This is a genomic window from Paenibacillus sp. Y916, assembly GCF_056786435.1.
In genome coordinates, this window is record NZ_JBXCJA010000015.1 from 75,808 (window position 1) to 101,675 (window position 25,868).

The window sequence follows — 25,868 nt, forward strand, 5'->3', positions numbered from 1 at the left end:
ATACGCAAGAATGATTGTCCTATTTATAGATTATAACGTCAAATTCGACTTATTCCAATCCCCTTACAGAGAATAATTGAAAAATAGGGCAATACAAAGCCCAACTAGCCCGATATCCCTTGATCTACCCTATCCAAAGGCTCATGACCTTGTTTCACCATCAGCATGAACAGCAACGCTACAAGCATACTTGCCGATGCACAATAAAATAATATAGAATACCCAAAGCTATCGATCATCTGGCCCAACAGTGGTGGAGATGATATCGCAGCCAATGATGACACTAGATAATACAGTCCTGTTCTTGTGCCAATACTCTCTTCCTTACCCGTTGAAATAATAAATGGATAAGAATTAATATTTATACATGCCCAGAACATACCTCCAATGAGTAATACAATGCGAAGCATAAGCAAATCCTCAACGAAGGTTACGAGTCCGAATACTACGAACAAGCCGCATATCCCTATAACGATCATCTTCTTCTTTCCAAATATTTTGCCTAAGAACCCACTTGGAATGGCAAAGAGGACAAATGCTACAGAGAAGAAGGCGAGCGAGAATACAGCCTCTCCCTCCGTAAGTCCCAGATGATTCTTACCATATAACGTAAATAGCGTTTCAACACCTTGGTAAGCAACGAACCAGAAAAATATAGCTGTTAGCAAGAATACCGTCGTGCGATCGAGCTGACTCTTCAATGAAATACGAGGCTTCTTATTAGCCGCTGAGATCTCTTCAGGCAAGTTGATGCCATCGCGCTCTTCCTTAATGGAGCGAGAGACAATCAGAAGACAGATTAGAGTTAATGCCGCCGCCGCAATGAATGGTGCTGACCGATGGACATCATACAACAAGGAACCTACACCAAATGCAATAATCGAACCTATACCACCCATGAAGTTAATAATTCCATTAGCCTTCGTACGTCCGTTCTCTGGTGTAATGTCCGGCATTAATGCGACTGTTGGAGATCGATACAAGCTCATAGATAGATTCATCAAGATCATGAATAATAGAAGGGTAAATAGCCCCGTGTGGAATGGAATAATGGCCGTAAAGATCGCTGCAAAAGGCATCCCAATGAGTAAAAAAGGAATTCTTCGACCATATCGCGTTCTAGTGCGATCACTTCGATTCCCTATCCATGGCTGTAGGAAGAGTGCAAAGTAATTGTCGATCGTCATCAAAAAGCCCACAACCGCTATACTTTGTACGTAATGCTCCAAAAACAAGGGAACAAATGCATTATATAATGCCCATGTAATACTAATACTGAAGAAGCCAAATCCTAGCAACCATGTTTTTTTCACACAATCACACTCCTCTATTCCCTAATAATATAGCTAGTCGATCAGGGTAATCTGTTATGATACCTGAAACACCCATGTCAATCAGCGCCTTCATTCGATCTGGCTCATTCACTGTAAAAGGATGATAATCCTTGCCATGTTTGGTGGCTTCCGCTACAAACTCTGGAAGTACAGCAAAGTGAGTCGCATGAAGCGCATCAGCCGCAATGGTCGTAGCATAGTCCCATGGACGATACAACCCTTCCATATACAAGATCCCTGTGCGAATCTCCGGTGCAATCGATTTACAGTAAGCTAAGGAATAATGGTTAAAGCTAGATAGCACAACTCGCTCAGCCATTCCAAATTGCCTTACAAGGTTAACGACCTTCTCTTCCATTCCTGTATACATAAAAATGCCATTCTTCAATTCAATATTTAGTATCGTATCTCGTTCATGAAGAAGATCCAATAATTGTTCCAACTTCGGGATTTTCTCCCCTTTAAATTCCTCACTGAACCATGAACCGGCATCTTGCTGAGAGATTTCTTCCATGGTCATATCTTTTACAAAGCCTTCTCCATTCGTAGTACGATTAATAGCCTCATCATGGATTAAGACGAGCTGCCCGTCCTTCGTCATCTGAACATCTGTTTCAATTCCTGTAGCACCTAATTCTAAACTTTTGATAAATGCTGACATCGTATTCTCAGGACATACGGCAGATGCGCCTCGATGTGCAAAGTTAATGATCTTCTTCATCGCTATTTCCCCCTCTAGTGAGTCTCACTTATTTTATTATAGTTTTTATTGTTGTGAGATACATCATCTAAATGTAAAAAATTAAAATAGGAGTAGTAGACTTTAAACGCCAAGAAGGACGCCTGTCGGCGTCCTTCTTGTAAGAGTAATTATATTTGACTGAGGGTAGCTGTTAAATTACTTTTCTTTGACAGTGGATGGCTCGCGGAAATAGTATTTTAAGAGTGGCGGGGTCACTAATGTCGTTACGATGACCACAATAATCACCGATGTGAAATACTCTGGATGTAGTAGCCCGGTCTGTAGACCTGTAGCTGCGATAATTAATGCCACTTCTCCTCTAGAGATCATTCCTGCACCGATGGCAATCGATGAGTGGGTATTGAATCCTGTGAGTCGTGCCCCAAGTCCTCCACCCAACCATTTGCCGGCAATAGCAACGAGTAAGAGCAGAACGAGGAATCCCATTTGTTGTCCTACGCCCTCAAAGGACACACTCAGACCAATACTCACAAAGAAGACTGGAACGAAGATGGAATAGGCAATAGGTTCAATTTTTTGCTCCACAGCATGTTTAAACGATGTTTGTGATATCGCTATCCCTGCAGCAAACGAACCTATAATACCAGCCATTCCCATCACATCGGCAAAGTACGCAAACCCAAAACAAATAATTAAAGCTGTGGTCACCGTTGCTTCTGTTACTTTAAGTTTGGAGAGTAGCCCCATCATCTTAGGTACCAACAACCATCCTGCAACAAAAATAACGATAAAGAATAACGCTTGTTTACCCATCATCAATCCCAAATTCACACTTTCTCCTGTCCCCATCAAACTCATCAATACAGCGAGCAGTATAACAACGAGTACATCATCTGCAACAGCAGCGCCTAGGATAGTCGTGCCTTCCCGTGAATCTAATTTATTTAAATCCTTTAATACTTGAGCTGAAATACTAACTGAAGTTGCGCTCATAATAACTCCCATAAAAAGAGCCTCACTATTCGTGAAATTAAAGAATTCTCCAACAGCAAACCCTCCCATGAAAGGTAAGATCACCCCTCCAATAGCGACTGCAATGGCTGATTTCCAGTTTCTCTTCAATTGATCCAAGTCTGTCTCCAGACCAGCTATAAACATCAGCAACAGCACACCAATTTCCGATACCTCATGAATAAAGCTACTATCATTCGGAATCCAACCTAATACCGCTGGACCAAGAATAATTCCGACAATCAATTTACCCAGTACCGCTGGCTGTCCTAGACGGACCGAAATATGTCCTGCTACTTTCGTGAACAACAAAATGAGTGCAAGATATAAAATAAATTCCATAGTTCATCTCCCCTTCCTAATATCTCTATCTAATCTACCCTCCAAGATCGGTTCTTATAAGAATTGCCTTCATCATGAAAAAGAGGAGCCCATTTAGCTTGGCTCCTCAAAATGAACAGAAGGAGCCCTTGGTGACAGGCTCCTCCATGAATCCGTACAACAATATAATAAACCGTATTTCGTAATTATAAAGATACCTTGAAGGTTTGTAAACTTAATTTTATTTTATTACCCCTTCATATTGACAACACCGTTATTCGGTTGTATGGTTAATTACATAAGTAACTAACCTGTGTTTAGGAGTGAACAATATGGAGGTTGTGATGCAATGGGGTTCTTAATAGATGATGGCCGACCGATTTACATGCAGATTGCCGAACGAATTGAAAATGACATTATTCAAGGGGAATTGCCTGAAGAATCACAGGTCCCCTCGACCAATCAATTTGCGTCTTTCTATCTTATTAATCCTGCAACTGCTGCAAAAGGTGTAAATCTGTTGGTAGACCAAGAAATTCTGTATAAGAAACGGGGAATTGGTATGTTCGTAACTTCTGGATCGCGGGTGAAATTGATGGAGAAACGTAAAGAGCAGTTTTTCGAACAATATGTTGTGACCATGATTCGCGAGGCCGATAAATTAGGAATTACAGCAGAACAATTGACAGACATGATTCGGAGAGGGGATAAATCATAATGAGTACCGTAGTCAAAGTCAAAGGTCTTACGAAATCATATGGAAAAGTACATGCGATCCAAGATGTCAGTTTCTCCATAGAATCGAACAAAATATATGGACTTCTCGGGCGAAACGGGGCTGGCAAAACGACGATTATGCATTTAATCACAGCACAACAATTTGCTTCGAGTGGGGATATACAAGTCTTCGGAGAGAGTCCTTACGAGAATAACCAAGTACTCAGCCAATGTTGCTTCATCAAGGAAGGCCAGAAGTATCCAGACAGTTACCGTATTATTGACGTACTCGAGACCTCTTCGTTCTTCTTCCCCAATTGGGATCGTGAATATGCATACTCTTTGATTGAACTATTTCGCCTTCCTCTGAAACGGAAAATGAAGAAATTATCTAGAGGAATGCTCTCATCCGTAGGAATCGTTATCGGTCTAGCCAGTCGAGCACCTCTCACCATATTTGACGAACCCTATTTAGGTCTAGATGCCGTTTCTAGAAACTTGTTTTATGAACAACTCTTGGAGGATTACAGTAGGTATCCTAGAACCGTTATCTTGTCTACTCATTTGATTGATGAAGTAAGCCAGATGTTAGAACATGTGATGGTTATTGATAATGGAAGGATCATTATTGATGAAGATGCGGATGAGCTTCGTGGACTGGCATTTACCATTGTTGGTCCAACAACATCTGTAGAGAAATTTATGGCTGGACGAAACGTAATGGATCGTAAGCCATTAGGTGGGTTGATATCAGCTACTATCATGGCAAAATTGAGTGCTGAAGATCGGCAGCAAGCCGCTACCCTTGGTTTGGAACTCAGTACCCTTTCTTTACAGCAACTGATTATTCATTTGACGAATAGTAGAATAGAAGATAAGGCGGTGATATTCCCATGAGTCGAACTATGAGTGTATTAAGAATGCATTCCAGAGATAAAAACATGTGGTTTTATGTTCCATTACTTGTTTTACTCTTCAGCTTTACTATTAATCTTCTTGTAAGTCTTCTTCCGAACATTGGGACTACTATTTATACGGGTGGAATTATTTCCATCTATGTTTATATGTTTGTGATGGGTATAATTACCTTGACTCAAACCTTCCCCTTCGCGCTTGGCTTAAGTATTACTAGAAAGGATTTCTTCTTAGGTACAACAGCGATGTCTACTATCGTAAGTGCAACTATGGCATTGCTGTTATGTATATCTTCACAACTTGAACGACTAACCGATCATTGGGGCGGTAGTCTACATTTCTTCGATATGCCCTACTTAAATGACGGTACGATATTTGAACAGTTTTGTATTTATTTCATTATGTTAATGAATATGTATTTCATTGGATTACTTATATCCAGTGTGCATCGACGTTTTGGAGGTATGGGCTTGCTCATTCTGGCCATATTGATGTTGTTATTGTTCAGCTTAAGCGGATATATCCTCTACATTTGGTGGGACCAGATCACAAATTGGCTGATCCATCGCTCTGCCTTTGATATAGCTCTCTGGATGATCCCCTTCACAATCTGTTCTATCATCCTATCGTATTGGTTGTTGCGCAAATCGACTGTATAATAATCAAAGGAAAAAGTCGTCCACAATAAAAATGGGCGACTTTTCGAACAGCAATAACAAAAGAACCGTTTCAATAAAGTTATGCACAGATCTTGGCATTTTATAAACAATCCCGTTTATTTACTCACATTTCAACCTGTCTTATCAACATTTTGTGTATAGTTACTAACAATCATGTGGACAAGTAGCCTCTTTCAACCCTTTTATCCATTTACAAAAAGTTATTCACAGTCCAGCGATGTTGATATTCCTCAAGCTTGGGATGCAAATCTCCGGGCTCCGAACTTAATAAGAGTCGAATCTTGACGATCCATTCTTCAAAAGATGAAAATGAAGCGAACAAATTAGCCGTAGCTGGTGTTATGTACAGAAAATAGGGAGCCTTATATTTCTCCGCAAATAACCGAAGGGCGGAGTCCATCGGTGTGTATTTCTTCCGCTTACCTTCCCATGTTTCTACCACTACTTTGGAATGGCCTTGATCATCTCTCCATTGGAACAATCTCTTCTCACGTTTATGATAGGCACTAACCGGGATGTTTATCATTCGCCTAAACGTTTCCTCGTGTAAAGGATATAGTACAAGCTTATCAAATGAATGATGCTCCATACTTTCCACTGCAAGATCTAATTCTCCATCTGTCGTGTTCTCAAAAGTATCATAATAAATTAATGTACCCTTTCGTTTCTCCTCTGGGGGTTCATAACCATATGGTACAGATTGAATATTCCGATTCATGCATATCCTCCTCCTACAAGGTCTGTGAGTAGTATGCCCACGCATTCATCGTTCATAACGTCATTCTTTAAGCTGGGAGATGTTCTTTACAATACACATCTACAGCTTCAATCTCATCGTCTTCCAAATCGAACTCAACATAACGCTCCGAAGTTCTTTCAAGAAGCTCATATTTCACGATACTACTCCGGTCTTCATCCACCGTATAAATCACTCTTACATTCAATCCGTCTTCGAAATACAGTTCATCATCCTCTGGTACATCAAGCTCAAGCATAAATTCGTAGCGTTGCCCGATCAAAATATTGAACGGGTCCTTAATCAATTTCACAGTATGTTTCGTTATCGTTAACATATCTTCATCCTTTCAAATCCCCAAGGGGAGAACAAGTTTTCAAGTCCTATATCTATTATACCGCAAATTCACATACCTTCAGACTTAAATAATAAATTCATCATATTCATCTGCTATACTTTGGATATCTTCCGAGTTAACGTTGATATATACGTATCCGTCCAGTTGTTGTTTCTTCAATGCTTTGTCTTTAAAAAACTTCGGGCTACCTTCTCCCGCTTCTTCATCATACACCAATAATATTCCATCTGTTTTCCTTAACAATAAGTCATCCCTCGCCGTGAATTGCCAAATCCCACTGTAAGGTTGCTTACTCACCGCACCATAATAATCCACACTTTTAAGGATTTGATTATAGTACTCTTTCTTCTCTTCCTTCCATTTCTCTTCTTGATTCAAAAATGCCGTAATAATAGAACATTTCAGGTGTGGATATTGTTCCCTTAGAGAAATAACTACCTCACATGTCCATAAATCCACTCCGTATTGACCCGGTGTAATAATCCATTCCAAACCATCTTCAATAAGAGGAATCAATTTTCTAGTGATAGCTTTTTGTATATAAGGAATACCTTTATGTTTCTGATCAAAAATATTCAGTTCATGTGCACGATAACCTGTTACGAGCAGATTCTTCATTGCTAGCTAACTCCCTTTAGATTTCCTCCTATTGCAATCTTATTAGTATAGGTCCCCTAACTCCATCTGTCCAACTGACTTAGAAGATATGTCGTAAGCGTACTTAAAAGACCTAGCCTAATCAGCTAGGTCTGTCTAAATTTACTTCTTATTTCTAACCTGTACAATTCTCAACGTTGCAAGCTCCCGCGTCGTGAGCAACGCCGGTACCGAATATCCGCATAGCCCAATTCACAGGAAAAGCAATTGAGATACTACCATTAGAGGTACCTGCAAAGTTCACTGCTGCAGCATAATGATCTGCCTCTCTCAACCAGACAGCCTCCGAGTCCCCTGGCAGGGAGACTGGATTACTTCCTCTGATAACCGTCTGATTGACAAAGTTGAGAATCCCTAGCTCCTCCCCGTAATCGACTTGTACATCCGTGTTCACCGAATCTACAATCCCCCTAACCAACCCTGTTGTTTCACCAACTTTCTTAAAACGTTCACCAACGCGATATGTGATAACGTATCTCGGAAGGACACCAACCGTTGCATAACACGGACTTAACAAGCTATTTCTTGTAGGAATGGATAGTGCAACATCTACACAAGCACTCAACTTCCCTGATTTTACGAAGCGAACGGGAACTGTTGTCACTTTTCCCTTTGCCTTCATTAAAGGTAAATGTGAAAAACGTGTTCGAAGTAATAGACCTGGGAAATACAAATCGAAAAATCATTTCCTAAATTAGGATGGTATCGCTTTCAATTGATCTAAAATACATATTGGTTTTCCGTCACAGAATGTTCAATAATTAGATAAAGTCACAGAAAGTTCACAAATACCACTTCAATAAAAAGGAGATGACTTTATATGATCACCCCAAAAAGTAAACGTGAAAGCCAAATATTCCTTATCTTCGTCTCTATTGGTTTCTTTTATGCTATGTTTTATAGTGCATTCATTATCCTTTCCGTACATGGACAATAACTTAATCCTTGAATTCATTTAACCAATAGTCACTTCTGATTTAACATAAATCATGTATCTTGAGCGATCTCCATTATGTTAGGCTAATGGAGATTGTTCTTTTTAATACATTTTTTTATGAGACGGCAGGTGTTTGATCATATGAAAGATGCTTCAACTCATGACCTAGCACAACCTAACAAGCTGAAATGTTTGATAGAAATTGCGTTGGTTTCCACTAAACTTGGCTTAACCTCATTTGGGGGACCAGTTGCTCATCTTGGTTATTTTCATAACGAATATATTACGCGAAGGAAATGGATGGATGAAAGAAGTTATGCCGATTTAGTTGCCCTATGTCAGTTCTTGCCTGGTCCTGCGAGTAGTCAAGTCGGAATAGGAATTGGTGTGATGCGCGCTGGACTATTGGGAGGAATTGTTGCTTGGATTGGTTTTACTCTCCCCTCTGTTATCGCACTCATTCTTTTTGCTCTTCTACTGCAGGGAGTTGATCTTGGAAATGCCGGATGGATTCACGGACTGAAAATAGTAGCAGTAGCTATTGTGGCGCAAGCCATACTCAGTATGGGACAAAAACTTGCACCTGATGTGACTAGGGCAACTATTGCTGTACTATCTGCATGTGTCGCTTTGTTATGGCAAACTTCTCTAAGCCAAGTGACCATTATCATTCTTGCCGGTATTCTGGGCTTCTTACTGTTCAGAAATAAAGTCATTCCTCAATTGCCTGACATTACGGTACCTATAAAGCGATATGTTGCTGTAGTTTGTCTACTATTATTTTTGGGATTATTGCTATTTCTACCTATACTTAGAGGGTTAACATCATCCCATTGGGTTGCTATGTTTGATAGCTTTTACAGATCTGGCTCGCTCGTCTTTGGAGGAGGGCATGTTGTTCTACCACTTCTCGAGAGAGAACTAGTTCCCATTGGTTGGTTATCACAAGAAGATTTCCTTACGGGTTATGGAGCCACTCAAGCTGTTCCGGGACCTTTATTTACCTTCGCATCCTACTTGGGGACAAGGATGAATGGATGGCAAGGAGCTATAATCGCTACGATCGGAATATTTCTTCCCTCATTTCTACTCGTCGTAGGTACTTTACCTTTCTGGGATTCAATCCGTAAAATACCGAAAGTTCAAAGTGCACTCATGGGCGTCAACGCTGCTGTGGTCGGAATTTTGGTTGCTGCCTTTTATAATCCCATCTGGACAAGCACGATACTTGCACCCATCGATTTCGCACTTGCAGCCATTCTTTTTATGATGCTTGTATATTGGAAAACTCCACCTTGGCTCGTTGTAATTTCAGGAGCTTTAGGTGGAGTTATCATTCAACTTTTATTCAGTCATTGACACGTTCCTATACACCCGTCTCAGAAAACTGTTTAATTCTTTCTCCAACCTGATCTCGCACTTGTTGGAATACGACCCATTTATCTTCATCCGTACCTTGTGCTTTTGCTGGATCATCAAATCCCCAGTGTTCACGTTTCACCTTCGGAGGTGTCATCGGGCATTTGTCTGCGGCATCACCGCACAAGGTTACGACCAAATCAGCATGATTGAGCAGATATGGATCGATAATATCCGAAGTTTGCTCTGTGATATCAATGCCTACTTCGTTCATCGCTTGGACAGCTTTTGGATTTAGACCATGTGCTTCAATACCAGCGCTGTAAATATTCCAGTTATCGCTTAAATATTTCTTCGCCCACCCTTCCGCCATCTGACTTCGGCAAGAGTTGCCGGTGCATAAGAAGTAAAGTGTTTTCTTTTCCATTATAATGTCCCCTTTATTGATAACGGATTGTTAAGCCAAATGCAACCAAACTTGGCTTGACAGTCCCTCATTTAAATTAAACTACAAGTAACCACAGATACAGACCCAAAAGAGTAATAAATAGTGTTGGAATTGTCAATATAATCCCGGTTTTGAAATACGTGCCCCAGGATATCTTCACGTTCTTTGTGGCCAACACATGAAGCCATAACAGGGTTGCCAATGAACCTATTGGGGTAATCTTCGGTCCTAAATCGGAACCAATGACATTCGCATAGATCAGGGCTTCCCTAATCACGCCACTTGTGTTCGTTGCATCAATCGCAAGAGCATCAATCATCACCGTAGGCATATTATTCATGACCGACGAAATAAATGCTGCAATGAAGCCCATCCCCATCGTCGCTGCGAATAACCCTTGGTCCGCAACGATCTGTATGACATCTGCCAACAAATCGGTCAGTCCTGCATTTCGCAGCCCATATACGACGACATACATCCCGATGGAGAAGAAGACAATCGCCCATGGAGCACTTTTAATCACTTCCTTTGTCTGTACATAAGGGCTTCTTCTTGCCATCAGTAAGAAGAAGATCGCTATGATCCCTGCTACAAAGGAAACTGGTATATTCACAAATCCGCTGACAAAGTACCCGATAAGAAGTACAGCTAGAACTAACCAAGACAAGCGAAACATCCTTATGTCTTTAATGGCGTCCACGGGATTCTTAAGCTGTGTAGCATCGAAATGCTTTGGAATACTTCGACGGAAGAAGAAATATAGAACTAAGATGCTGGCAACCAAAGAGAATAGCGTTGGCACAATCATGACTCCTGCATATTCCATAAAGGTGATCCCGAAGAAATCAGCAGAAACAATATTGACCAAGTTACTAACAACGAGTGGCAATGAGGTCGTATCTGCAATAAAACCGCTGGCAATAATAAACGGAAACACTTTCTTTTCATCGAATTTCAGCGCTCGCACCATCGCAAGTACAATTGGGGTCAGAATTAATGCTGCACCGTCATTAGCGAAGAATGCAGCCACGATCGCCCCAAGGATCGTCACATAGACGAACATGCGAACTCCATTCCCACGTGCAGCCCTGGCCATATGTAAGGCAGCCCATTCGAATAATCCAATTCGGTCTAATATTAAAGAAATTAAGATGATAGCAACAAATGCCAACGTAGCGTTCCACACGATTAATGTTACGTCCACTACATCGCTAAAGCTTACTACCCCAACAAGCAATGCCAGTATCGCCCCGCCGCAAGCGGACCATCCAATAGATACGTTTCTAGGCTGCCAAATTACAAATACTAATGTTACTATAAAAATAATACTGGCTATAAATACAGATGCCACTCCTCTAACCTCCACCTATTTACAATCTGTTATGATCAATTCTTTATTTAAAAGAGCTAATATCGTTCTTGAATCAGGCATATGGTCGAGAACCGCTTGAATATAAGGCTTGTCATTCACACTTAATGAATAATACACCCACTGTCCCCGTTTATCTTCCTCAACTAGACCTTGGTCTTTCAACTTTCTTAAATGCTGGCTAATGCCAGGTTGTGAAATATCAAATATTTCAACAAATTCACAAACACACCATTCCCGTTCTTTCAATAAAGACAGCATCACTAGGCGCGTCTTGTCACCTAAAAGCTTCATGTCGTCCGCAATCTCAACAAGCATATCCATCCCTCCTTTCATATGGTACATAATCATTCGATTATATAAGTGATTGATTATATAATAATCCACTCTTCTACATTAAGCAATAAGAATTATCTGCTGAACGAGAAATTGCATATCTATCGCTACGCTTTTAACACACGCTCTCCTTCGACAGCGCTCTTTGGTATAATAGAGGGTGAAAGGGGATTATTATGTTCATTCTTATAGGGTTAGTCTTCATCTTGTTATATGGTTTTCTCGTGTTTTACATTGGGTGGAGTGGTTGGAAATGGATGAAGCCGACACTTTCACTCAAATTCAAGGTGCTGTATATTTTCACACTTATTTTTCTATCTACTTCATTTATTCTAGCGAGAGTAATTAATAATGTGTATATCAGTGTCATTGGTTCCTATTGGCTAGCTTTATTTAGTTTGCTATTGCTACTACTGCCGCTAGTGCATCTCACTGTTTGGTTATTGCGACTGACTGTGCTCCCTAGGCATTATATTCAGAAATGGTCTGGGTTCATCACGTTGATTATACTGATCTCGTTACTATTATATGGGACATTTAATGCATTCAGCCCTATTGTCCGTACCTATGATATCAACATTACCAAAAGTGCTCCGTCCTCTGAACCTTTGAAGATTGTGATGGCTTCCGATATGCATTTCAGTGTTCTCTCTGGCAAGAATCATGCAACTCGATTGGTAGAGGAGATTAATGCGTTAAATCCGGATATTGTATTATTTCCAGGAGATGTGTTCGACGATCAAGTCGAGCAGTATGTAAACCAAGGAATTGGACCTATTCTAGCTAAAATAGATGCTCCTTACGGGGTATATGCCTCATTAGGCAATCATGACAAATATAAAGGTACGATGGCTGAACTCATTGATATCCTTGAACAAAGCAATGTTCACGTATTATATGACGAATCGATAACGATAGATGACCGTTTCACACTTATTGGTAGAAAAGACCACAGTGATGCAGCGAGAATCGAACTTTCTGACATTATGAAAAGTGTCGATCTATCGAAACCAGTGATCCTGTTAGATCATCAACCGAAAGACTTAGATATCGCACAGCAGCACGGAATCGATCTTATCGTCTCAGGCCATACCCATCGCGGACAGATCGCTCCGGCGCACCTGATTACGCAACTCTTATTTGAGAACGATTGGGGATATCTCCAGAAGGAACAACTTCACTCTATCGTAACTTCTGGATTCGGCTTTTGGGGTCCTCCCATTCGCATAGGTAGTCGCGCGGAAATCGTGCAAATTAACGTTACATTTGGTTTATAATACGGACAAAAGCGACAAAGCTCCTTCATGCTCTGGTTCCATAGCTAAGGCTCTTTGAGCATAATGGCGTGCAGATTCTTCCATATCCGCTTCAGAGTAGCAAATCGCCATATTATACAGCGCCGTGCTGTCAGCCACATCAAGATTCAATGATCGTTCGTAGCATACCAACGCTTCCTCGTACAAATCCATTTCAAACAGCAGCATGCCACAGATTAGTGCTAAGTCATGCTGCTCCTCCATGGGATAATACCCTGTCCACATGAAGTCCATCCCTATCTGAATATCTTCCATTTCTTCATCAGCACTAAAGGGAAGCAGATCCGAGATGCGTTTAGCGCTTTGTATGAACATTTGGGCATCATAACCACCCAATCGCCAAAAGGATAGAATTTGCCGTAGTTCCATTTGGTCTACATGCTCATCAAACCATTCTTTCATAGTAAAGAAATCATCTGGTCCAAAACGGTCTACGAATCTCCGATAAGCTAGACGGGTGTGACTATAGCTCTCTGGATCTGAAATCATCAGAATACAGCCAACATTTAAGTTCTTATAGTGATGCTTGGTGAAGATGGATTGTGCTCCCTTTTGCTCAAAAAAGGTTTGGATCGCATGATAATTCGCAGTTAATGAGAAGCTTCCATGATGAATAATGCTAGGTGGCTCGGCAAATTCCCAGTTCTCTAAACGATGGTCACCCTTATCCGCTGTGAGCAATAGGAAACCCTCTTTAGATAAGAGACTAAGTCGTTCTAAGCAGGTCAACCCCATAGTCGGAAAGAGGATATGCGAATCCTCTAGTTTATCTGTATACAGCTTAATCACATCATGGTACGGATACAATTCTTGTTCATATTCAGCCGCTCTATGGTAATGATGCTCAGGAGTGACCTTCTCAAGCATATTCGATGGGTTAAGGTCTACAGCTTCATCCGGGAAGCGTAGAGAAACCCTGCACTCATAAATATTATTCTCACCAACATAGAGCAGTTCTTGTGGGATACTGTCAAAAAAATAATTCGCGACTACAAATAGCGGTTGCTGCAAGTCACCTGGACGTATCACGATCTTAGACTCCGTTAAGTGTAGTTCTGTATCATGTACAGCATCAAAATGTGCGAAATCCAGAATTCCCTGATCTACAAAGGGAGCCAAACTTGAATGCTGCTGCCAGTATGCGATATTTTTGATGGCAAAATCACTCATACAATAGCGAAAAGGCGGAAGTGTTATGCCCGTAAAGTCTATTAGCTCACATAGTTCCTTAAGTACATGGAACGCTAATCGCCCCGAACCCGCTCCAAGTTCAAGTATTGTAACTGGCTCGGATGGTTGACCTAATCCAGATCGATCTTGCAGAAATCCAAATATGATGTCCGCATAGGCTCTAGCAATCATTGGATTATTCGTTATGTACAGTGGTACTTCCCCACTCTGCCAAGCCTTAAGCCCTTGCTCCTCGTAATAGTCTCTTTGTAGCTCCCAAATCGGAGACTCACTGAAACGGTAAATCTGTTCATCGGGTTCTGTCATCCAATTATACCTACTTCACTCATATTATTTGCTAATCTAGCTAATGATATCATGGGTTAACATGTCCTCCAAATAAAACCCGCTAATGTAGACACTTTTTTATAAGTGTCTACATTAGCGGGTCCCAACTCTCTCATCTTGATGAAGTTGTTTCATTGGTCAACTTACGGAATTCCGATTGTCCGCATATGGCTTTTCTAGAATCTCAATCAGATTGATATCCATCTTTCACTAGACTGAAGATCATATACCAATCGTACTCTTGAAGGTTTTTCACCCTCTTCATCAAACAATTCAATCTCATTTATATCTTGTAGCCACGCCAGTGGAATTTTATAATCCTCTTGTGGTCCGATCTGCCAGTAGCGACCTAAAGCGATCCCATTCAACTTTATGAATCCCTTACTCATCCCGGTCAATCGAAGCTTTAGCTTAGCATGAACATCTTCTTGCAACTTAGGTCTTGCAAATTGTAAGGTATGCCAAGCGGGTACCCCTAAGATTTCTTCACTTGGAACCTCGATACGCTCCAGCGAATCTACATCCTGCATATTCCAACCATTCAATTCATTTCTTGAATGATAGGTGATGAGCTCCAAACGATCCAGCGGTGATTTAACATAAGCCATTTCGATCTCGTTTACACCCTCACGAATGTAAGAAGATATATCCAGCGTCTGGAAGGAATCCCCATCTGCATAACCTGAAGATGTGATCAAGTTTCCGTTAATTCTCAATTTATTGATCGTTGCTCCCACTACAATGGCTCTGTCTTGATCCTTAAGTGTAAATGTTCGCTGTATCGTCGTGTCCTGTTCTAACTGGCATACTTGTCCCAAATGAATATTTGCGTTCCCACATTGCCACTGTTCACGCAGATCAATAGCATTTCCATCAAGGAATACGGGGCCTGTGATTCCTTTCATTTCACCTAGAAAAGGAGAAAAGTTCAATCGACCCATGTTCTGCACAAGTAACTGTAAACAATTCGTCTGATTGGGTTCAAGCTTTAAGCGTACGCAAGCTGCACCCACTTGACGAATCAATTGCTGTTCCTTTCCATTAACATAGACTCTGAAGGTGTCTTGTACCGCTGGAATGACTACCATTCTTTCTCCATCATCACCCTGTTCCAAATTGCAAGTATACAGAATATAGCCGAACGGTTGCTCTATCTCAGAGAATCCCATCGGTGTTGCTGTACTTAAACCTCCCAATGGAGATGTTAATACGGCAGCTGATGATTTCAGCAATTGTAACTCTGGCGTAACGAGATGTACGTACGGTGAGACCCCTGTCGCCACTGTCCCATCCGTAGCCCATTGGCCCAAATGAATGACCTCATTGCCAACCTTGTTCAAGGCAACCTTAATGGATCCGTCGGCTGAAATATCCATATCTGAATAACCAAGTGCCCAACGAATACCAGCGTGATCTTCTACACGCCATGTATGATCTGCCATGTCTCCATTCACAATGATAAGTTGAATAGGCTTGCCACCGATTGCTAAAGAGATGACTTGGGTCTCTTGGAAGTGATAGCTATCAAATATTATTCTTTTTCCGTCCGCACTTAGTTCCATCAGCTGTGTTTTATGACCTACGAGTTGAATCGGTTGCTCAGACTCCATTTCCATCCATGATCGTTGACCGTTACCAGCAGCTATAATCAAGGTATGAATTCCGTCTATCTCTTCATTGCAGAGAAGATAAGTATTACATGTTAATAGAACGTTTGGTACAACCTCCATTCTTTCAAGAACGGGTGTAATGGAACCCGGCTGAACCGTAACCGGTATTGTATTTCCGCTAGCTAATGTAAGGAATGTAGTCTCCCTCTCTTCTTTCCCACTCTCAACAAACCAGATTCGCTGGTTTCCAAGCGCTCTATAGCGTGCTGTGAATCCATCGCTTAAGCCGGTCGAACCTTCATTTTCTCTTGAGTTCAGAAGCAGGCCCTCTATCGCTTTAATATAGTAAGATAGTTTCTTGGCTACCGTATATTTCTCTGTGACTCTCCCGTATTCGTTCAGGGGGGCATCGTAATCGTAGGATGTCACCATGAAGATATCACTCGCCCCTACCGTTCTTCCCCCATAGTTACCAAAGTTCGTTCCGCCAAAGAACATGTAATGGCTGATTCCACTATATCCAGCACGGAGAACTTCCAACGTTCTTTTCTCATATAGCGCTGCTGTCTTCTGTGTTGCAGACATGGCGCCCCAATGCTCGAACCAGCCTGTCCAGAATTCAGTTACCATTTTCGGTGTATCAGGTTGTTTATTGCATAAATTCTCATAATGCTGATCAGCGTTCGACCAGAAATTCGCACCTTCAATCGTTCCTTCCACACCGCCTACGCAGGAGATTAGTGGTACCTCTATACCGCGATTAATCAATCCGTCTCTCAAATGCGACATATAATCGGAAGCAGCTTCATCATCAGCTAAATAGCCATATTCATTCTCTACTTGTACAAGTATTACTGTCCCACCATTCTTAACTTGACGTTGTCGAATTATGGGAATGAGAGCATCAAAATATCGATCCACATATTCTAGATACGGCTTGTTATAGCTCCGAAATACTACATCCTTTTTGTTATTCAACCACCAAGGGAACCCGCCGAAGTCCCATTCTGCACAAATATAGGGCCCCGGACGAGCGATAACCCACAGTCCCAACTCCGCACATAAATCTAGAAATGCTCCACAATCATTGTCTCCTTCGAACGTCCAGTTGCCCTCTTCAGGCTCATGGACGTTCCACGCAAAATACGTATCGACACAGTTCATGCCTGCCAACTTCGCCTTAACAAGCACCTCACGCCATTCTTCCCTCGGCATACGGAAGTAATGTATCGCTGCACTATTCAGAAAGACCTGCTGTCCATCGATTCTGTAACTCTTCGAGTCATATCGTACTGTAGTATCACTGTGATGTGAAGTAATGAAGTTATCAATATTATGCATTCTCTACACTCCTTGTTTGTCTTACTCCTTAATACGAATATCGGAGATCACTATTGTTGTTATTGATTGATGTTCAACCGTCGTCTTGAGTGCGTTGCTAAAGAGTGGTAACTCTGATTTATTTAAGTTCTCAGTCACTGATGTTCGATAGACTTCTGCTATTGTGCTACCGAACTCAAACGATGTTAAATCATAAACGATTTCCTTGTCAGCCTGCTCATTCCGCACGACTATAGTTAGCTCTTCTCTCTCGCCATCATATGCTGCTACCGTACGACCATCATCACTCCGTAAAATACGGCTTCCTGGATGAATAAATCGACTATAATTAGCCATTCCATAATATTGTTTCGTTATTTCATAGGTTTCTTCACCTAAGAAATCAGAGTGGATAAAGCCCCAATTATTATTTGCACTCTCATCTTCCACGGCTTGCCAATAAATCCATGCTGTTGGTTGAAGCATACGTAAATCAAAAGTAATACGCTCAGCAAGCTCCATGACGCTAGTCATATCCTCATGATTATGAGCTTCAGTGCCGCCAGTCCCATATTCAGACATCCACAACCGTTGTCCACCATTCTTCGCCAATTCACGAAGTTCATCAAGCTTCATTCCATTGTAAGTATGAGTATTAATCTGAGCGATATGGTTCATCGTTGCTTCATCATAGCCATACAACATCTCAAGCACTTCATCTACACTATTCTCGTCTGGACCGCTTATAGTTGTATCGCCAAGACCTTTAGATTGTAATGATTGAGCTACCTTCCCGATGATCTCCATCTGTTTATCGACGCTGAAATGGCTACCTTCTTGAATGTTGCCCATCTTCCACCAGTTCGAGGCAGGCTCATTAAGTGGGTTCAACGTCCTAAACGTCACTCCCCACCGTTCTTTATATTGCTTAACAACCTCCGTTAAATAATCAGCGAAGCTGTCATAATACTCGTCCTTTAGATTGTTCCCGCCATCAACTGCTCCAGTGACTGATCCACTATTAGTCATCCAGTACGGTGGCGAATTTGAAAACGCCTCAGCAATCGTAACTCCGCGTTGTATTGCAGCTAATAGAACTGTCCGTTGACCTTGATCAGCATCCCAATCCCATTGTCCTTCAGTAGGTTGAAATCCGGGAACATCGCCGCCAGGACGTAGTGTATTGTTCTCAATATCCGGATTCTCCCCTCCCCCTATATTGTAACGAACGATATTGAATCCAAGACCCTGATCAGGATCAAATACTAGATCCATAACCTCATTTAGTTTCTCTTGGTCTGTCCACTGCCCTAATATATGTCCCCACCATGCGAGTGAAGTGCCCCAACCCTCAAAACCATCATATCCATCGTTAGGTTGCACTTGAATTGCTGAGGTATCTAGCAGCAGTGGCTCTAATAAATTCTTCGTCTGCTCTGTTCGATTCATTATAATCCCTCCTAATATTCCAGTCATAATAACTATTGCGCCAAATATCATTCCCCATCGAAGACGTCTTCCCATCTCATCTCATCTCCCACACAGCTACGTTCAATAGCTATAGCCTTCATAACTACGTCTATTTTATACCAGCACTCCCACCGCTAATGTTCGCCTCATATATGAATCGTTGGCCAAACATGTATACCAACAGCATTGGAATAGTCAGGAACAGCGAAGCAATCATTACTATGTTCCACGGTGGAACTTGCCCGCCACTTGCAGTGCTTATCAGTTGCACTCCGAGCGCCAACGGTGTCTTCTCAGGATCATTAATATAGATTAGCGGTCCCATGAAGTTACCCCAGTTATAGGAAAAGGAGAAAATAGCAATTGCAGATAGAATAGGAAATGTCATCGGTACAATAATTTTAGAATAAATGCCGATATGCCCCATTCCGTCAATCATCGCAGCTTCATCAAGTGATTTGGGAATTGCCATCACGAACTGACGGATTAGAAACACGTTGAACGCCCCCGCGAAGAAACTAGGTACAATGAGCGGCAAGAACGTATTAACCCAACCTAGTTCTCTGAATATGATAAATTGTGGCACCATAGTCACTTCACCTGGAATCATCATCGTACTGAGCAAAATAACAAATAAGATACCACTTCCTTTAGCCTTCAGACGAGCAAACCCGTAGGATACGATAGATGCTGAAACAACAGATCCAACAACCGTCCACAACGTAATAATAATGCTATTCTTCAAATACGTACCCATATGATAATCAGTAAATACTTTAGATATGTTTCCAAGAGTTAGCTCAAGCGGAATGAACGTAAAAGCTGCCTTCACAGTCGTAGCATCACTCGCAAACGCAATGGATAGCATGTAGACAAAAGGTACCAATAACAAGATGCCCACCAAGCACAATATCAGATAGGATACAACCTTCTCTTGTAGGGATAATCTAGCCATTCTCTTTCCCCTCCTCGTAGTGCACCCATAATGACGACGAACGAAAAACAACAAGTGTCATCAGCATGATGATAATGAATAATATCCATGCTATTGCAGAGGCATAACCCATTTTATAGAAACGGAAGGCGTTCTGAAATAGATATGGAACAACCATTTGGCTGGCATTATCTGGCCCTCCGGAAGTCATAATAAAGACCTGTGCGAACGTCTGAAGCGCACCGATAATACCCGTAACCAAATTAAAGAAGATAACAGGTGTTAGCATCGGAAATGTAATGCTAAAAAAACTTTGTCTGCTTGTTGCTCCATCAATAGAGGCTGACTCATACAATTCTGGTGGAATCCCCTTCATTCCAGCCAACAACAGTACGACTCCTCCTCCAACTCCCCATAAAGACATAAGGATTAAGGCTGGTTTAACCCAATTGCTATCAAGCAACCAATGCGGCCCCTCAATACCGACCAGACCCAACATTTGATTAATTATGCCTTGTGTCGGTGCGAACAATTGGACGAATAGAAGTGAAGTAGCCACAACAGGAACGACAGATGGCAAATAGTACAACACTCTGAAAAAGGTAATCCCTTTTAGCTTCTTATTAAGGAAGTACGCGATCCATAGTGAGATTGACATACCTAAAGGAACTGCGATCAGTGCATAGAAAAATGTATTACCTATCGACTTCCAGAAGATCGGGTCAGTGGTCAATAGATTATTGTAATTCCCTAAGCCTATAAAATTAGGCGATTGAAATAGATCCCAATCTGTAAAACTCATATATATGGAGAATAGAATTGGTCCCAATGTCAAACTGAGAAAACCAATCAACCAAGGGGAAATGAATGCATAGAACCACAACCCATCTCTTTTCTTCATCTAAACACCTCCACGTATTCTGTAATACTTATAAGAATATCCTAAATATGTACAAAGATAGGGACCAGCTCTAGACAGCTAATCCCACACCACAATAAAGATTTATTGATTATCAGAATCAGCAATCTATTTGTACAGGTTATCTAGACCCTTTTGAATGCTCTTCACCGTTTCGTCAAGTGTTACTTTATCAGTGAAATAGACTCCTAACTTATCATCAATAACTTTCATCATTTCATTCCATTTCGGATTAAGTGGTTGTTTATAAATTTTGGAATTACTGAATGCACTCATATTAATCTTTTTACCGCCATACTCTGCATTAATAAATTGATCACTTGTCAATGCAGCCTTTGTCGCTGGAGCATCCTGTCCACTCTCAACAATTGGGATTTGGGCTTCCAATGTAGTCAGAGCTTCAATAACATTAAATGCTTCTTCATGATGCTTGGAATCCTTCACAATCGTCAACCCATTGAAGAACGCATTTGTCTCGCCCCACACTGGTGATATATCCCAGTTAATTCCTTCAACCTTAGACAAGGAACCGATATTCCAGAATCCTGTTGTTTCCATGGCAATCTGCCCTTGTGCAAACAATGGATCTGCCCCAATATTGCCCATATCGGCAATCTCAACAGGTGTTGGAGAAGTGCCATACTTGAAGCTCATATCATTTAAGAGCTGTAGCGCATCACGAACCTCTGGGGTATCAAAGGTTGGTTTGCCATTCTCATCGAAGAGTGAACCACCATTCTGATATGCCAACTGCATCCACTGTGGCCACCAAGAACCAGGATAGTAACCCCACTGCACCGTCTTGTTTCCTTCCTTTATTGTCAGTTTCTGAGCTGCGTCAAGCATCTCCTTCTGCGTCCAATCCTTGGATGGGTAGGCAACCCCAGCTTTATCAAACATATCTTTGTTATAGAATACAACCATGGCACCTGCACGATCGATCATGCCATAGTACTTGCCATCGTAACTCATGATGCTACCGATATCTTCAGAATACTTTTCTTTCATATCTACATTGTTGGCAGCAATCAAATCATCTAGAGAAATAATTTGGTTTTTACTTGCATATACCTGGTAGTTCTCAGCAATCATCATAATATCAGGGGGGGTACCACCAGCAATCATTGTCTGTACCTTCTGATCATAATCACCAGCTACAAGTAGCACATCCACTGTTATATTGGGATGGGTTTTCTTCACAATATCCAAACGCTGCAACATAACCTTCTTATCTTCCTCGGATCCCCACATCGTTAGTTGTAAGTTCACCTTCTTGTTAGGATCTATCTTTCCATCCCCATTACCTGTGTTGCTTACTGAATTATCTTTATTGCCACTACATCCTGCGATAACACCAATAACTAGAAGCATTAGTACGATAAGAATACCCATTTTCTGTTTCATTTCTTGTACCCTCCCTTTTCGATTTAGAGTTTGATTTTCCCTGCAGCCATTATGAAACCCATTTCATGAAATCGGTTTCATAATGCGATTAAAAAATACCCGTCTCACAACCCGGGTGTAGATCCATCTAATCCGCAACCAATGAAAGGGCTTTCATTAATCGTAAGTTTATTATATTCCTATCTATTTTACCTGTCAATACTCTTCTAACCTTTTTCTATTTTATTGAAATTGTGCTTTTCCTCACAACTAGATGCGGCTTCAGGACAATTTGTTTCTTGGGATTCTCACCGTTAATCATCTGATCTAGCATCTCTACTGCCAGCTCACCCAATTGATTTGTATTCTGGGAAACTGTTGTCAATTCAGGAATAACAGCGGTAGACAACGGAGAGTCATCGAACCCTACAATGGAGATATCCTCAGGAATCCGAAGTCCATGTTCAATGGTAGCTTTGATCGCTCCAATTGCCGTGAAGTCATTTACACATAATACGGCAGTGGGTCTTCGCTCTTGATCCAGCATCTTATTCATTAGGTCTCTTCCACCTTGTACTGAAAACTCACCGGAGTGTAACCATTCCTTGCGAAGATCAAGCCCATATTCCTTCATCTTTTTCTTAACGGCCTTTATCTTCACTAGCGTAGTTGATGTATCATCCATTCCGCCGATAAATCCAATATCCTTATGTCCCAGATCAATGAGATGTTGGGTCGCAATCGCTGCACCCTCTGCCTCATCTGTATAAACCCGATGTAGACCACTCTTAGGTAAGTTACCATTAACAAGCACTATAGGAACTCTTCGTGCCATTTCAATAACTTCCTGAGACAGTTCTGGCGGACAATTGGATAGATTTATTCTACCTCCCAGAAAGATGATTCCATCCACCCTTTTTTCACGAAGAATCGACAAATACTCTGATTCACGTCCGTAATCCCCCGCTGTATTACATAGAAAGAAAGTATACCCTTTGCTTCTTGCGACATTCTCTGCACCCCAGAACACCTCTGGAAAGAATGGATTAGTGATATCCGGTAGAATCATTGCAATCGTTCCGGTTTCTTTCTTTAGAAGACTTCTAGCCAATGCATTCGGCTGGAACTGATGCTTTTCTATCGCTTTCAATATCGTTTCCCTAGTACTCGCTTTCACAGGTGCAGTATCATTCAGTACGCGAGAAACTGTCGATACAGAAACATTCGCTTCCTTTGCTATATCATAAATCGTAATCGTCTTCATCATATGACTTCCTTTTCCCATAGTTACGATCCTGTTTATTTCCTTCATGATAACAGAATCTCAAGCTGTATGAGACGCATTTCCATACAGCTCACGTTGAATGCCTTTCAACAAGTTTAACGTCCAATATACGATAGGGTTCCTCAATTGATTGTTGCTCCATTATTTGAACTAGCATAGCTGTTGCTGCTTTCCCCAACTCATAAATGGGTTGCACAATAGTCGTTAGTTCTGGAATCGTTGCTTTGGATAAATTGATTCCGTCAAACCCAATAATAGCAACATCCTCAGGAACCCTTTTTCCAATCTGATACACAGCTTTCATGGCACCAATTGCCATAATATCATTCGCCGCAAATATACCGTCAATTTCAGGGTGTACGTCCAACAGCTCAAGTGTCGCTTCAATGGAAGTTTGCATATCATAGTTGCCATTCGCAATATAGCTTTCTTTAAACCAAGTTTCCTTACCCACCACTTCTTTGTACCCTTCATAGCGCTCCTTTGCGTTGACAATCGCATGAGGACCTCTAATATGGGCAATTGTTGCACAGCCTTTACTTTTCAAAAACTGTGTAGCCATCATCGCCCCTTTTCTATTCTCCACTACAATGGTCGGTAAACCTTTACTAATTTCTCGGTCAATGCTGACTACCGGAATTTGAAGTTTTTCAATCTGAGCCGCATTTAAAGTATTCGAAGAAACAATAATCCCATTTACATACTTTTGTAATAGTACGTCCAAGTATCGCTGTTCCTTCTCTATATTCCCATCAGAATTACACAAAATAACATTATAGCCCATCTTAGTCGCCGTATCTTCAACGGCTCTGGCTAATTCAGGAAAAAACGGATTCATAATATCTGGAACAATTAAGCCAATCGTTTTGGATTGTTTATTAAACAACGTTCTTGCTATTTCATTCGGTGTGTAATCCAATTCCTTGATCGATAGTTCTACCTTTTCCCTCGTCTTTCCACTCACATATCCTTTGTCGTTTAACACTCTAGACACTGTGGCAACAGACACTCCTGCATGTTTGGCAACATCTTTAATTGATGACATATTCTCACTCCACCCTATTAGCTAACCAGCTTCACACAATATACGTTCCATAACTAAGCAATGATCTCTCTAATACGTAAACCTTCTTCTTTACTTAAATCTACGAAATCATCTACTATTTTGATTAACGGTGTTTCTATTCTATGAGGGTTTAATAGGACGACCTCTCCCATTCTCCCATCAGTTAAAATCACTTGTTTTCCTATTGTTCTTTTCATCATATTTTCAAGAAATAACGATACGATCTGTGGATTCAGTTCACCGAACTGCCCGTGTCCCATCTGACTGACGATTTCATGGAATGGTATCGGTTCGTGATATGGTCGCTTGGAAGACATCGCATGAAACACATCTGCAACGGCAACAATCGAGCTTAGCAAGTCAATATTCCCCTTCTTTATACCTAACGGATATCCCCTTCCATCTTCGCGTTCATGATGTTGCAGGGCGACACGAGCTATTTTAGGGCTCAATCCCGTTGTCTCTTTCAATATTTCATATCCAAAGATCGTATGCTTTTTCACTATTTCAAATTCTGCATCCGTTAATTTTCCAGGTTTATTTAGAATCTCAACCGGAATATTCACTTTGCCAACATCATGTAAAGTCGCCGCTAAAGATAGAATTGCAAGTTCAGCTTCGTCTAATTTCATCCATCTACCAATAAGTGTGGATAATATTCCAACACCTATATTATGTTCGTATGTATAATCATCCTTCGCTTTAACTACTTCAAACAATTCAAAAATATTCGTATTTCTTGAGATATCCAGAATTGAAGGAAGGATTGCTTTACGAATTTCCATCAAAGGTACTTTACGAGATCTGATTATGGATTCAAATAACTCCTTCGATTTAGAAACCGTCTGTTGAATCGTTTGACTGGGTTCAACAATGACATTCACACCAAATTTGGTGATAGCTGCATTAATTTCATTCATATCCATCCCATGACTAATTAAGAGCTTTATAGCTTCATGATTAAGGATGGTTTGGGCCGGCACTATCGTAACACCATATTTATTTATAATATCATGCTCTACTTTCTTCCCAATAAGATCTTTCATCGTTCGATCCCCCTCGGTGTCTCGGTTCTATTGAACCATTTTACCATATATTCCAATGGAAAGCGTTCTTATTCTGTGTTTCCATTCTTTCCTTAGCACAAAAAAGACTTTCTCGAAAGA

At 41.1% G+C, this 25,868-nt stretch carries 24 protein-coding genes; 5 read left to right on the forward strand and 19 right to left on the reverse strand.

The annotated features are described in order from the left end of the window. Positions 1–104: 104 nt before the first annotated feature. The 3 genes from AC1TO9_RS22185 to AC1TO9_RS22195 all read right to left on the reverse strand — a co-directional run bounded on the left by AC1TO9_RS22185 (position 105) and on the right by AC1TO9_RS22195 (position 3,390). Positions 105–1,313 (reverse strand): SLC45 family MFS transporter, encoded by a 1,209-nt coding sequence (locus AC1TO9_RS22185; protein ID WP_482057241.1) that lies wholly within the window; start codon positions 1,311–1,313, stop codon positions 105–107. A 4-nt stretch (positions 1,314–1,317) separates the two neighbouring features. Further along, the gene (locus tag AC1TO9_RS22190) at positions 1,318–2,055 is read right to left on the reverse strand and encodes a glycerophosphodiester phosphodiesterase (RefSeq protein WP_482057240.1); all 738 of its coding nucleotides are present in this window, start codon (positions 2,053–2,055) and stop codon (positions 1,318–1,320) included. Between the two features lie 177 nt (positions 2,056–2,232). Continuing rightward, entirely contained in the window at positions 2,233–3,390 is a 1,158-nt protein-coding gene (locus AC1TO9_RS22195; RefSeq protein ID WP_482057239.1) for a cation:proton antiporter, read from the reverse strand. A 328-nt stretch (positions 3,391–3,718) separates the two neighbouring features. On the opposite strand from AC1TO9_RS22195, the gene AC1TO9_RS22200 reads away from it, so the two are divergent. From AC1TO9_RS22200 to AC1TO9_RS22210, 3 genes are read left to right on the forward strand one after another with little or no spacing between them, the layout of a single operon-like run. Continuing rightward, positions 3,719–4,087: a GntR family transcriptional regulator gene (locus AC1TO9_RS22200; protein ID WP_482057238.1), complete on the forward strand. Its 369-nt coding sequence runs from the start codon at positions 3,719–3,721 to the stop codon at positions 4,085–4,087. After that, positions 4,087–4,983 carry an ABC transporter ATP-binding protein gene (locus AC1TO9_RS22205; RefSeq protein ID WP_482057237.1) on the forward strand — a complete coding sequence of 299 codons (897 nt, stop codon included), beginning with the start codon at positions 4,087–4,089 and terminating at the stop codon, positions 4,981–4,983. The genes AC1TO9_RS22200 and AC1TO9_RS22205 overlap by 1 nt, the downstream gene beginning before the upstream one ends. Further along, positions 4,980–5,660, forward strand: coding sequence for a hypothetical protein (locus AC1TO9_RS22210; protein ID WP_482060534.1), 681 nt, complete (start codon positions 4,980–4,982; stop codon positions 5,658–5,660). Before AC1TO9_RS22205 ends, AC1TO9_RS22210 begins: the two co-directional genes overlap by 4 nt. Positions 5,661–5,871: 211 nt before the next feature. Here the strand turns inward: AC1TO9_RS22210 and AC1TO9_RS22215 are convergent, their stop codons facing one another. From AC1TO9_RS22215 to AC1TO9_RS22230, 4 genes are all read right to left on the reverse strand, one after another. Then, the gene (locus tag AC1TO9_RS22215) at positions 5,872–6,399 is read right to left on the reverse strand and encodes a hypothetical protein (RefSeq protein ID WP_482057235.1); all 528 of its coding nucleotides are present in this window, start codon (positions 6,397–6,399) and stop codon (positions 5,872–5,874) included. Positions 6,400–6,466: 67 nt separating this feature from the next. After that, positions 6,467–6,754, reverse strand: a complete 288-nt coding sequence (locus tag AC1TO9_RS22220; protein ID WP_482060535.1) for a DUF6509 family protein — start codon at positions 6,752–6,754, stop codon at positions 6,467–6,469. 84 nt (positions 6,755–6,838) lie between these two features. After that, positions 6,839–7,393, reverse strand: coding sequence for an SLOG family protein (locus tag AC1TO9_RS22225; RefSeq protein WP_482060536.1), 555 nt, complete (start codon positions 7,391–7,393; stop codon positions 6,839–6,841). A 154-nt stretch (positions 7,394–7,547) separates the two neighbouring features. Further along, complete coding sequence (locus AC1TO9_RS22230) at positions 7,548–8,054, reverse strand: hypothetical protein (RefSeq protein WP_482060537.1); 507 nt, start codon at positions 8,052–8,054, stop codon at positions 7,548–7,550. A 456-nt stretch (positions 8,055–8,510) separates the two neighbouring features. On the opposite strand from AC1TO9_RS22230, the gene AC1TO9_RS22235 reads away from it, so the two are divergent. Next, the gene (locus tag AC1TO9_RS22235; protein ID WP_482060538.1) at positions 8,511–9,728 is read left to right on the forward strand and encodes a chromate transporter; all 1,218 of its coding nucleotides are present in this window, start codon (positions 8,511–8,513) and stop codon (positions 9,726–9,728) included. A gap of 7 nt (positions 9,729–9,735) precedes the next feature. Here the strand turns inward: AC1TO9_RS22235 and arsC are convergent, their stop codons facing one another. The 3 genes from arsC to AC1TO9_RS22250 form a co-directional block, all read right to left on the reverse strand. Continuing rightward, positions 9,736–10,155: an arsenate reductase (thioredoxin) gene (gene arsC, locus AC1TO9_RS22240; protein WP_482057230.1), complete on the reverse strand. Its 420-nt coding sequence runs from the start codon at positions 10,153–10,155 to the stop codon at positions 9,736–9,738. A gap of 76 nt (positions 10,156–10,231) precedes the next feature. Next, entirely contained in the window at positions 10,232–11,527 is a 1,296-nt protein-coding gene (locus AC1TO9_RS22245) for an arsenic transporter (RefSeq protein WP_482057229.1), read from the reverse strand. A gap of 15 nt (positions 11,528–11,542) precedes the next feature. Continuing rightward, on the reverse strand, positions 11,543–11,869 hold the full coding sequence (locus tag AC1TO9_RS22250; protein ID WP_482057228.1) for an ArsR/SmtB family transcription factor: 327 nt from the start codon (positions 11,867–11,869) through the stop codon (positions 11,543–11,545). A gap of 188 nt (positions 11,870–12,057) precedes the next feature. Between AC1TO9_RS22250 and AC1TO9_RS22255 the strand changes: the two genes are divergently transcribed. Continuing rightward, positions 12,058–13,158 carry a metallophosphoesterase gene (locus AC1TO9_RS22255; protein ID WP_482060539.1) on the forward strand — a complete coding sequence of 367 codons (1,101 nt, stop codon included), beginning with the start codon at positions 12,058–12,060 and terminating at the stop codon, positions 13,156–13,158. Here AC1TO9_RS22255 and AC1TO9_RS22260 read toward each other — a convergent pair. The 9 genes from AC1TO9_RS22260 to AC1TO9_RS22300 all read right to left on the reverse strand — a co-directional run bounded on the left by AC1TO9_RS22260 (position 13,153) and on the right by AC1TO9_RS22300 (position 25,748). After that, complete coding sequence (locus AC1TO9_RS22260) at positions 13,153–14,694, reverse strand: tetratricopeptide repeat protein (protein ID WP_482060540.1); 1,542 nt, start codon at positions 14,692–14,694, stop codon at positions 13,153–13,155. The two genes, AC1TO9_RS22255 and AC1TO9_RS22260, sit on opposite strands and share 6 nt — an antisense overlap. Before the next feature lie 209 nt (positions 14,695–14,903). After that, positions 14,904–17,666, reverse strand: coding sequence for a beta-galactosidase (locus tag AC1TO9_RS22265; protein ID WP_482060541.1), 2,763 nt, complete (start codon positions 17,664–17,666; stop codon positions 14,904–14,906). 21 nt (positions 17,667–17,687) lie between these two features. Further along, positions 17,688–19,094, reverse strand: coding sequence for a glycoside hydrolase family 30 protein (locus AC1TO9_RS22270; protein WP_482060542.1), 1,407 nt, complete (start codon positions 19,092–19,094; stop codon positions 17,688–17,690). A gap of 130 nt (positions 19,095–19,224) precedes the next feature. After that, on the reverse strand, positions 19,225–20,070 hold the full coding sequence (locus tag AC1TO9_RS22275; protein ID WP_482057223.1) for a carbohydrate ABC transporter permease: 846 nt from the start codon (positions 20,068–20,070) through the stop codon (positions 19,225–19,227). Beyond that, positions 20,063–20,950 (reverse strand): carbohydrate ABC transporter permease, encoded by an 888-nt coding sequence (locus tag AC1TO9_RS22280; protein WP_482060543.1) that lies wholly within the window; start codon positions 20,948–20,950, stop codon positions 20,063–20,065. Before AC1TO9_RS22280 ends, AC1TO9_RS22275 begins: the two co-directional genes overlap by 8 nt. A gap of 126 nt (positions 20,951–21,076) precedes the next feature. Then, positions 21,077–22,372, reverse strand: coding sequence for an ABC transporter substrate-binding protein (locus AC1TO9_RS22285; protein WP_482057221.1), 1,296 nt, complete (start codon positions 22,370–22,372; stop codon positions 21,077–21,079). Between the two features lie 217 nt (positions 22,373–22,589). Then, entirely contained in the window at positions 22,590–23,615 is a 1,026-nt protein-coding gene (locus tag AC1TO9_RS22290) for a LacI family DNA-binding transcriptional regulator (RefSeq protein WP_482057307.1), read from the reverse strand. A 91-nt stretch (positions 23,616–23,706) separates the two neighbouring features. After that, entirely contained in the window at positions 23,707–24,681 is a 975-nt protein-coding gene (locus tag AC1TO9_RS22295; RefSeq protein ID WP_482060544.1) for a LacI family DNA-binding transcriptional regulator, read from the reverse strand. A 53-nt stretch (positions 24,682–24,734) separates the two neighbouring features. Further along, complete coding sequence (locus AC1TO9_RS22300) at positions 24,735–25,748, reverse strand: HD-GYP domain-containing protein (protein WP_482057219.1); 1,014 nt, start codon at positions 25,746–25,748, stop codon at positions 24,735–24,737. Positions 25,749–25,868 lie beyond the last annotated feature (120 nt).

Bases quoted from the DNA above. Each gene is read 5' to 3' on its own strand.
- arsC (WP_482057230.1), bottom strand. From the start codon at position 10,155: ATGGAAAAGAAAACACTTTACTTCTTATGCACCGGCAACTCTTGCCGA.
- AC1TO9_RS22200 (WP_482057238.1), top strand. From the start codon at position 3,719: ATGGGGTTCTTAATAGATGATGGCCGACCGATTTACATGCAGATTGCC.
- AC1TO9_RS22300 (WP_482057219.1), bottom strand. From the start codon at position 25,748: ATGAAAGATCTTATTGGGAAGAAAGTAGAGCATGATATTATAAATAAA.
- AC1TO9_RS22190 (WP_482057240.1), bottom strand. From the start codon at position 2,055: ATGAAGAAGATCATTAACTTTGCACATCGAGGCGCATCTGCCGTATGT.
- AC1TO9_RS22235 (WP_482060538.1), top strand. From the start codon at position 8,511: ATGAAAGATGCTTCAACTCATGACCTAGCACAACCTAACAAGCTGAAA.
- AC1TO9_RS22225 (WP_482060536.1), bottom strand. From the start codon at position 7,393: ATGAAGAATCTGCTCGTAACAGGTTATCGTGCACATGAACTGAATATT.
- AC1TO9_RS22270 (WP_482060542.1), bottom strand. From the start codon at position 19,094: ATGAATCGAACAGAGCAGACGAAGAATTTATTAGAGCCACTGCTGCTA.
- AC1TO9_RS22205 (WP_482057237.1), top strand. From the start codon at position 4,087: ATGAGTACCGTAGTCAAAGTCAAAGGTCTTACGAAATCATATGGAAAA.
- AC1TO9_RS22260 (WP_482060540.1), bottom strand. From the start codon at position 14,694: ATGACAGAACCCGATGAACAGATTTACCGTTTCAGTGAGTCTCCGATT.
- AC1TO9_RS22220 (WP_482060535.1), bottom strand. From the start codon at position 6,754: ATGTTAACGATAACGAAACATACTGTGAAATTGATTAAGGACCCGTTC.
- AC1TO9_RS22255 (WP_482060539.1), top strand. From the start codon at position 12,058: ATGTTCATTCTTATAGGGTTAGTCTTCATCTTGTTATATGGTTTTCTC.
- AC1TO9_RS22195 (WP_482057239.1), bottom strand. From the start codon at position 3,390: ATGGAATTTATTTTATATCTTGCACTCATTTTGTTGTTCACGAAAGTA.
- AC1TO9_RS22295 (WP_482060544.1), bottom strand. From the start codon at position 24,681: ATGTCATCAATTAAAGATGTTGCCAAACATGCAGGAGTGTCTGTTGCC.
- AC1TO9_RS22215 (WP_482057235.1), bottom strand. From the start codon at position 6,399: ATGAATCGGAATATTCAATCTGTACCATATGGTTATGAACCCCCAGAG.
- AC1TO9_RS22275 (WP_482057223.1), bottom strand. From the start codon at position 20,070: ATGGCTAGATTATCCCTACAAGAGAAGGTTGTATCCTATCTGATATTG.
- AC1TO9_RS22265 (WP_482060541.1), bottom strand. From the start codon at position 17,666: ATGCATAATATTGATAACTTCATTACTTCACATCACAGTGATACTACA.
- AC1TO9_RS22210 (WP_482060534.1), top strand. From the start codon at position 4,980: ATGAGTCGAACTATGAGTGTATTAAGAATGCATTCCAGAGATAAAAAC.
- AC1TO9_RS22280 (WP_482060543.1), bottom strand. From the start codon at position 20,950: ATGAAGAAAAGAGATGGGTTGTGGTTCTATGCATTCATTTCCCCTTGG.
- AC1TO9_RS22250 (WP_482057228.1), bottom strand. From the start codon at position 11,869: ATGGATATGCTTGTTGAGATTGCGGACGACATGAAGCTTTTAGGTGAC.
- AC1TO9_RS22230 (WP_482060537.1), bottom strand. From the start codon at position 8,054: ATGAAGGCAAAGGGAAAAGTGACAACAGTTCCCGTTCGCTTCGTAAAA.
- AC1TO9_RS22285 (WP_482057221.1), bottom strand. From the start codon at position 22,372: ATGAAACAGAAAATGGGTATTCTTATCGTACTAATGCTTCTAGTTATT.
- AC1TO9_RS22290 (WP_482057307.1), bottom strand. From the start codon at position 23,615: ATGAAGACGATTACGATTTATGATATAGCAAAGGAAGCGAATGTTTCT.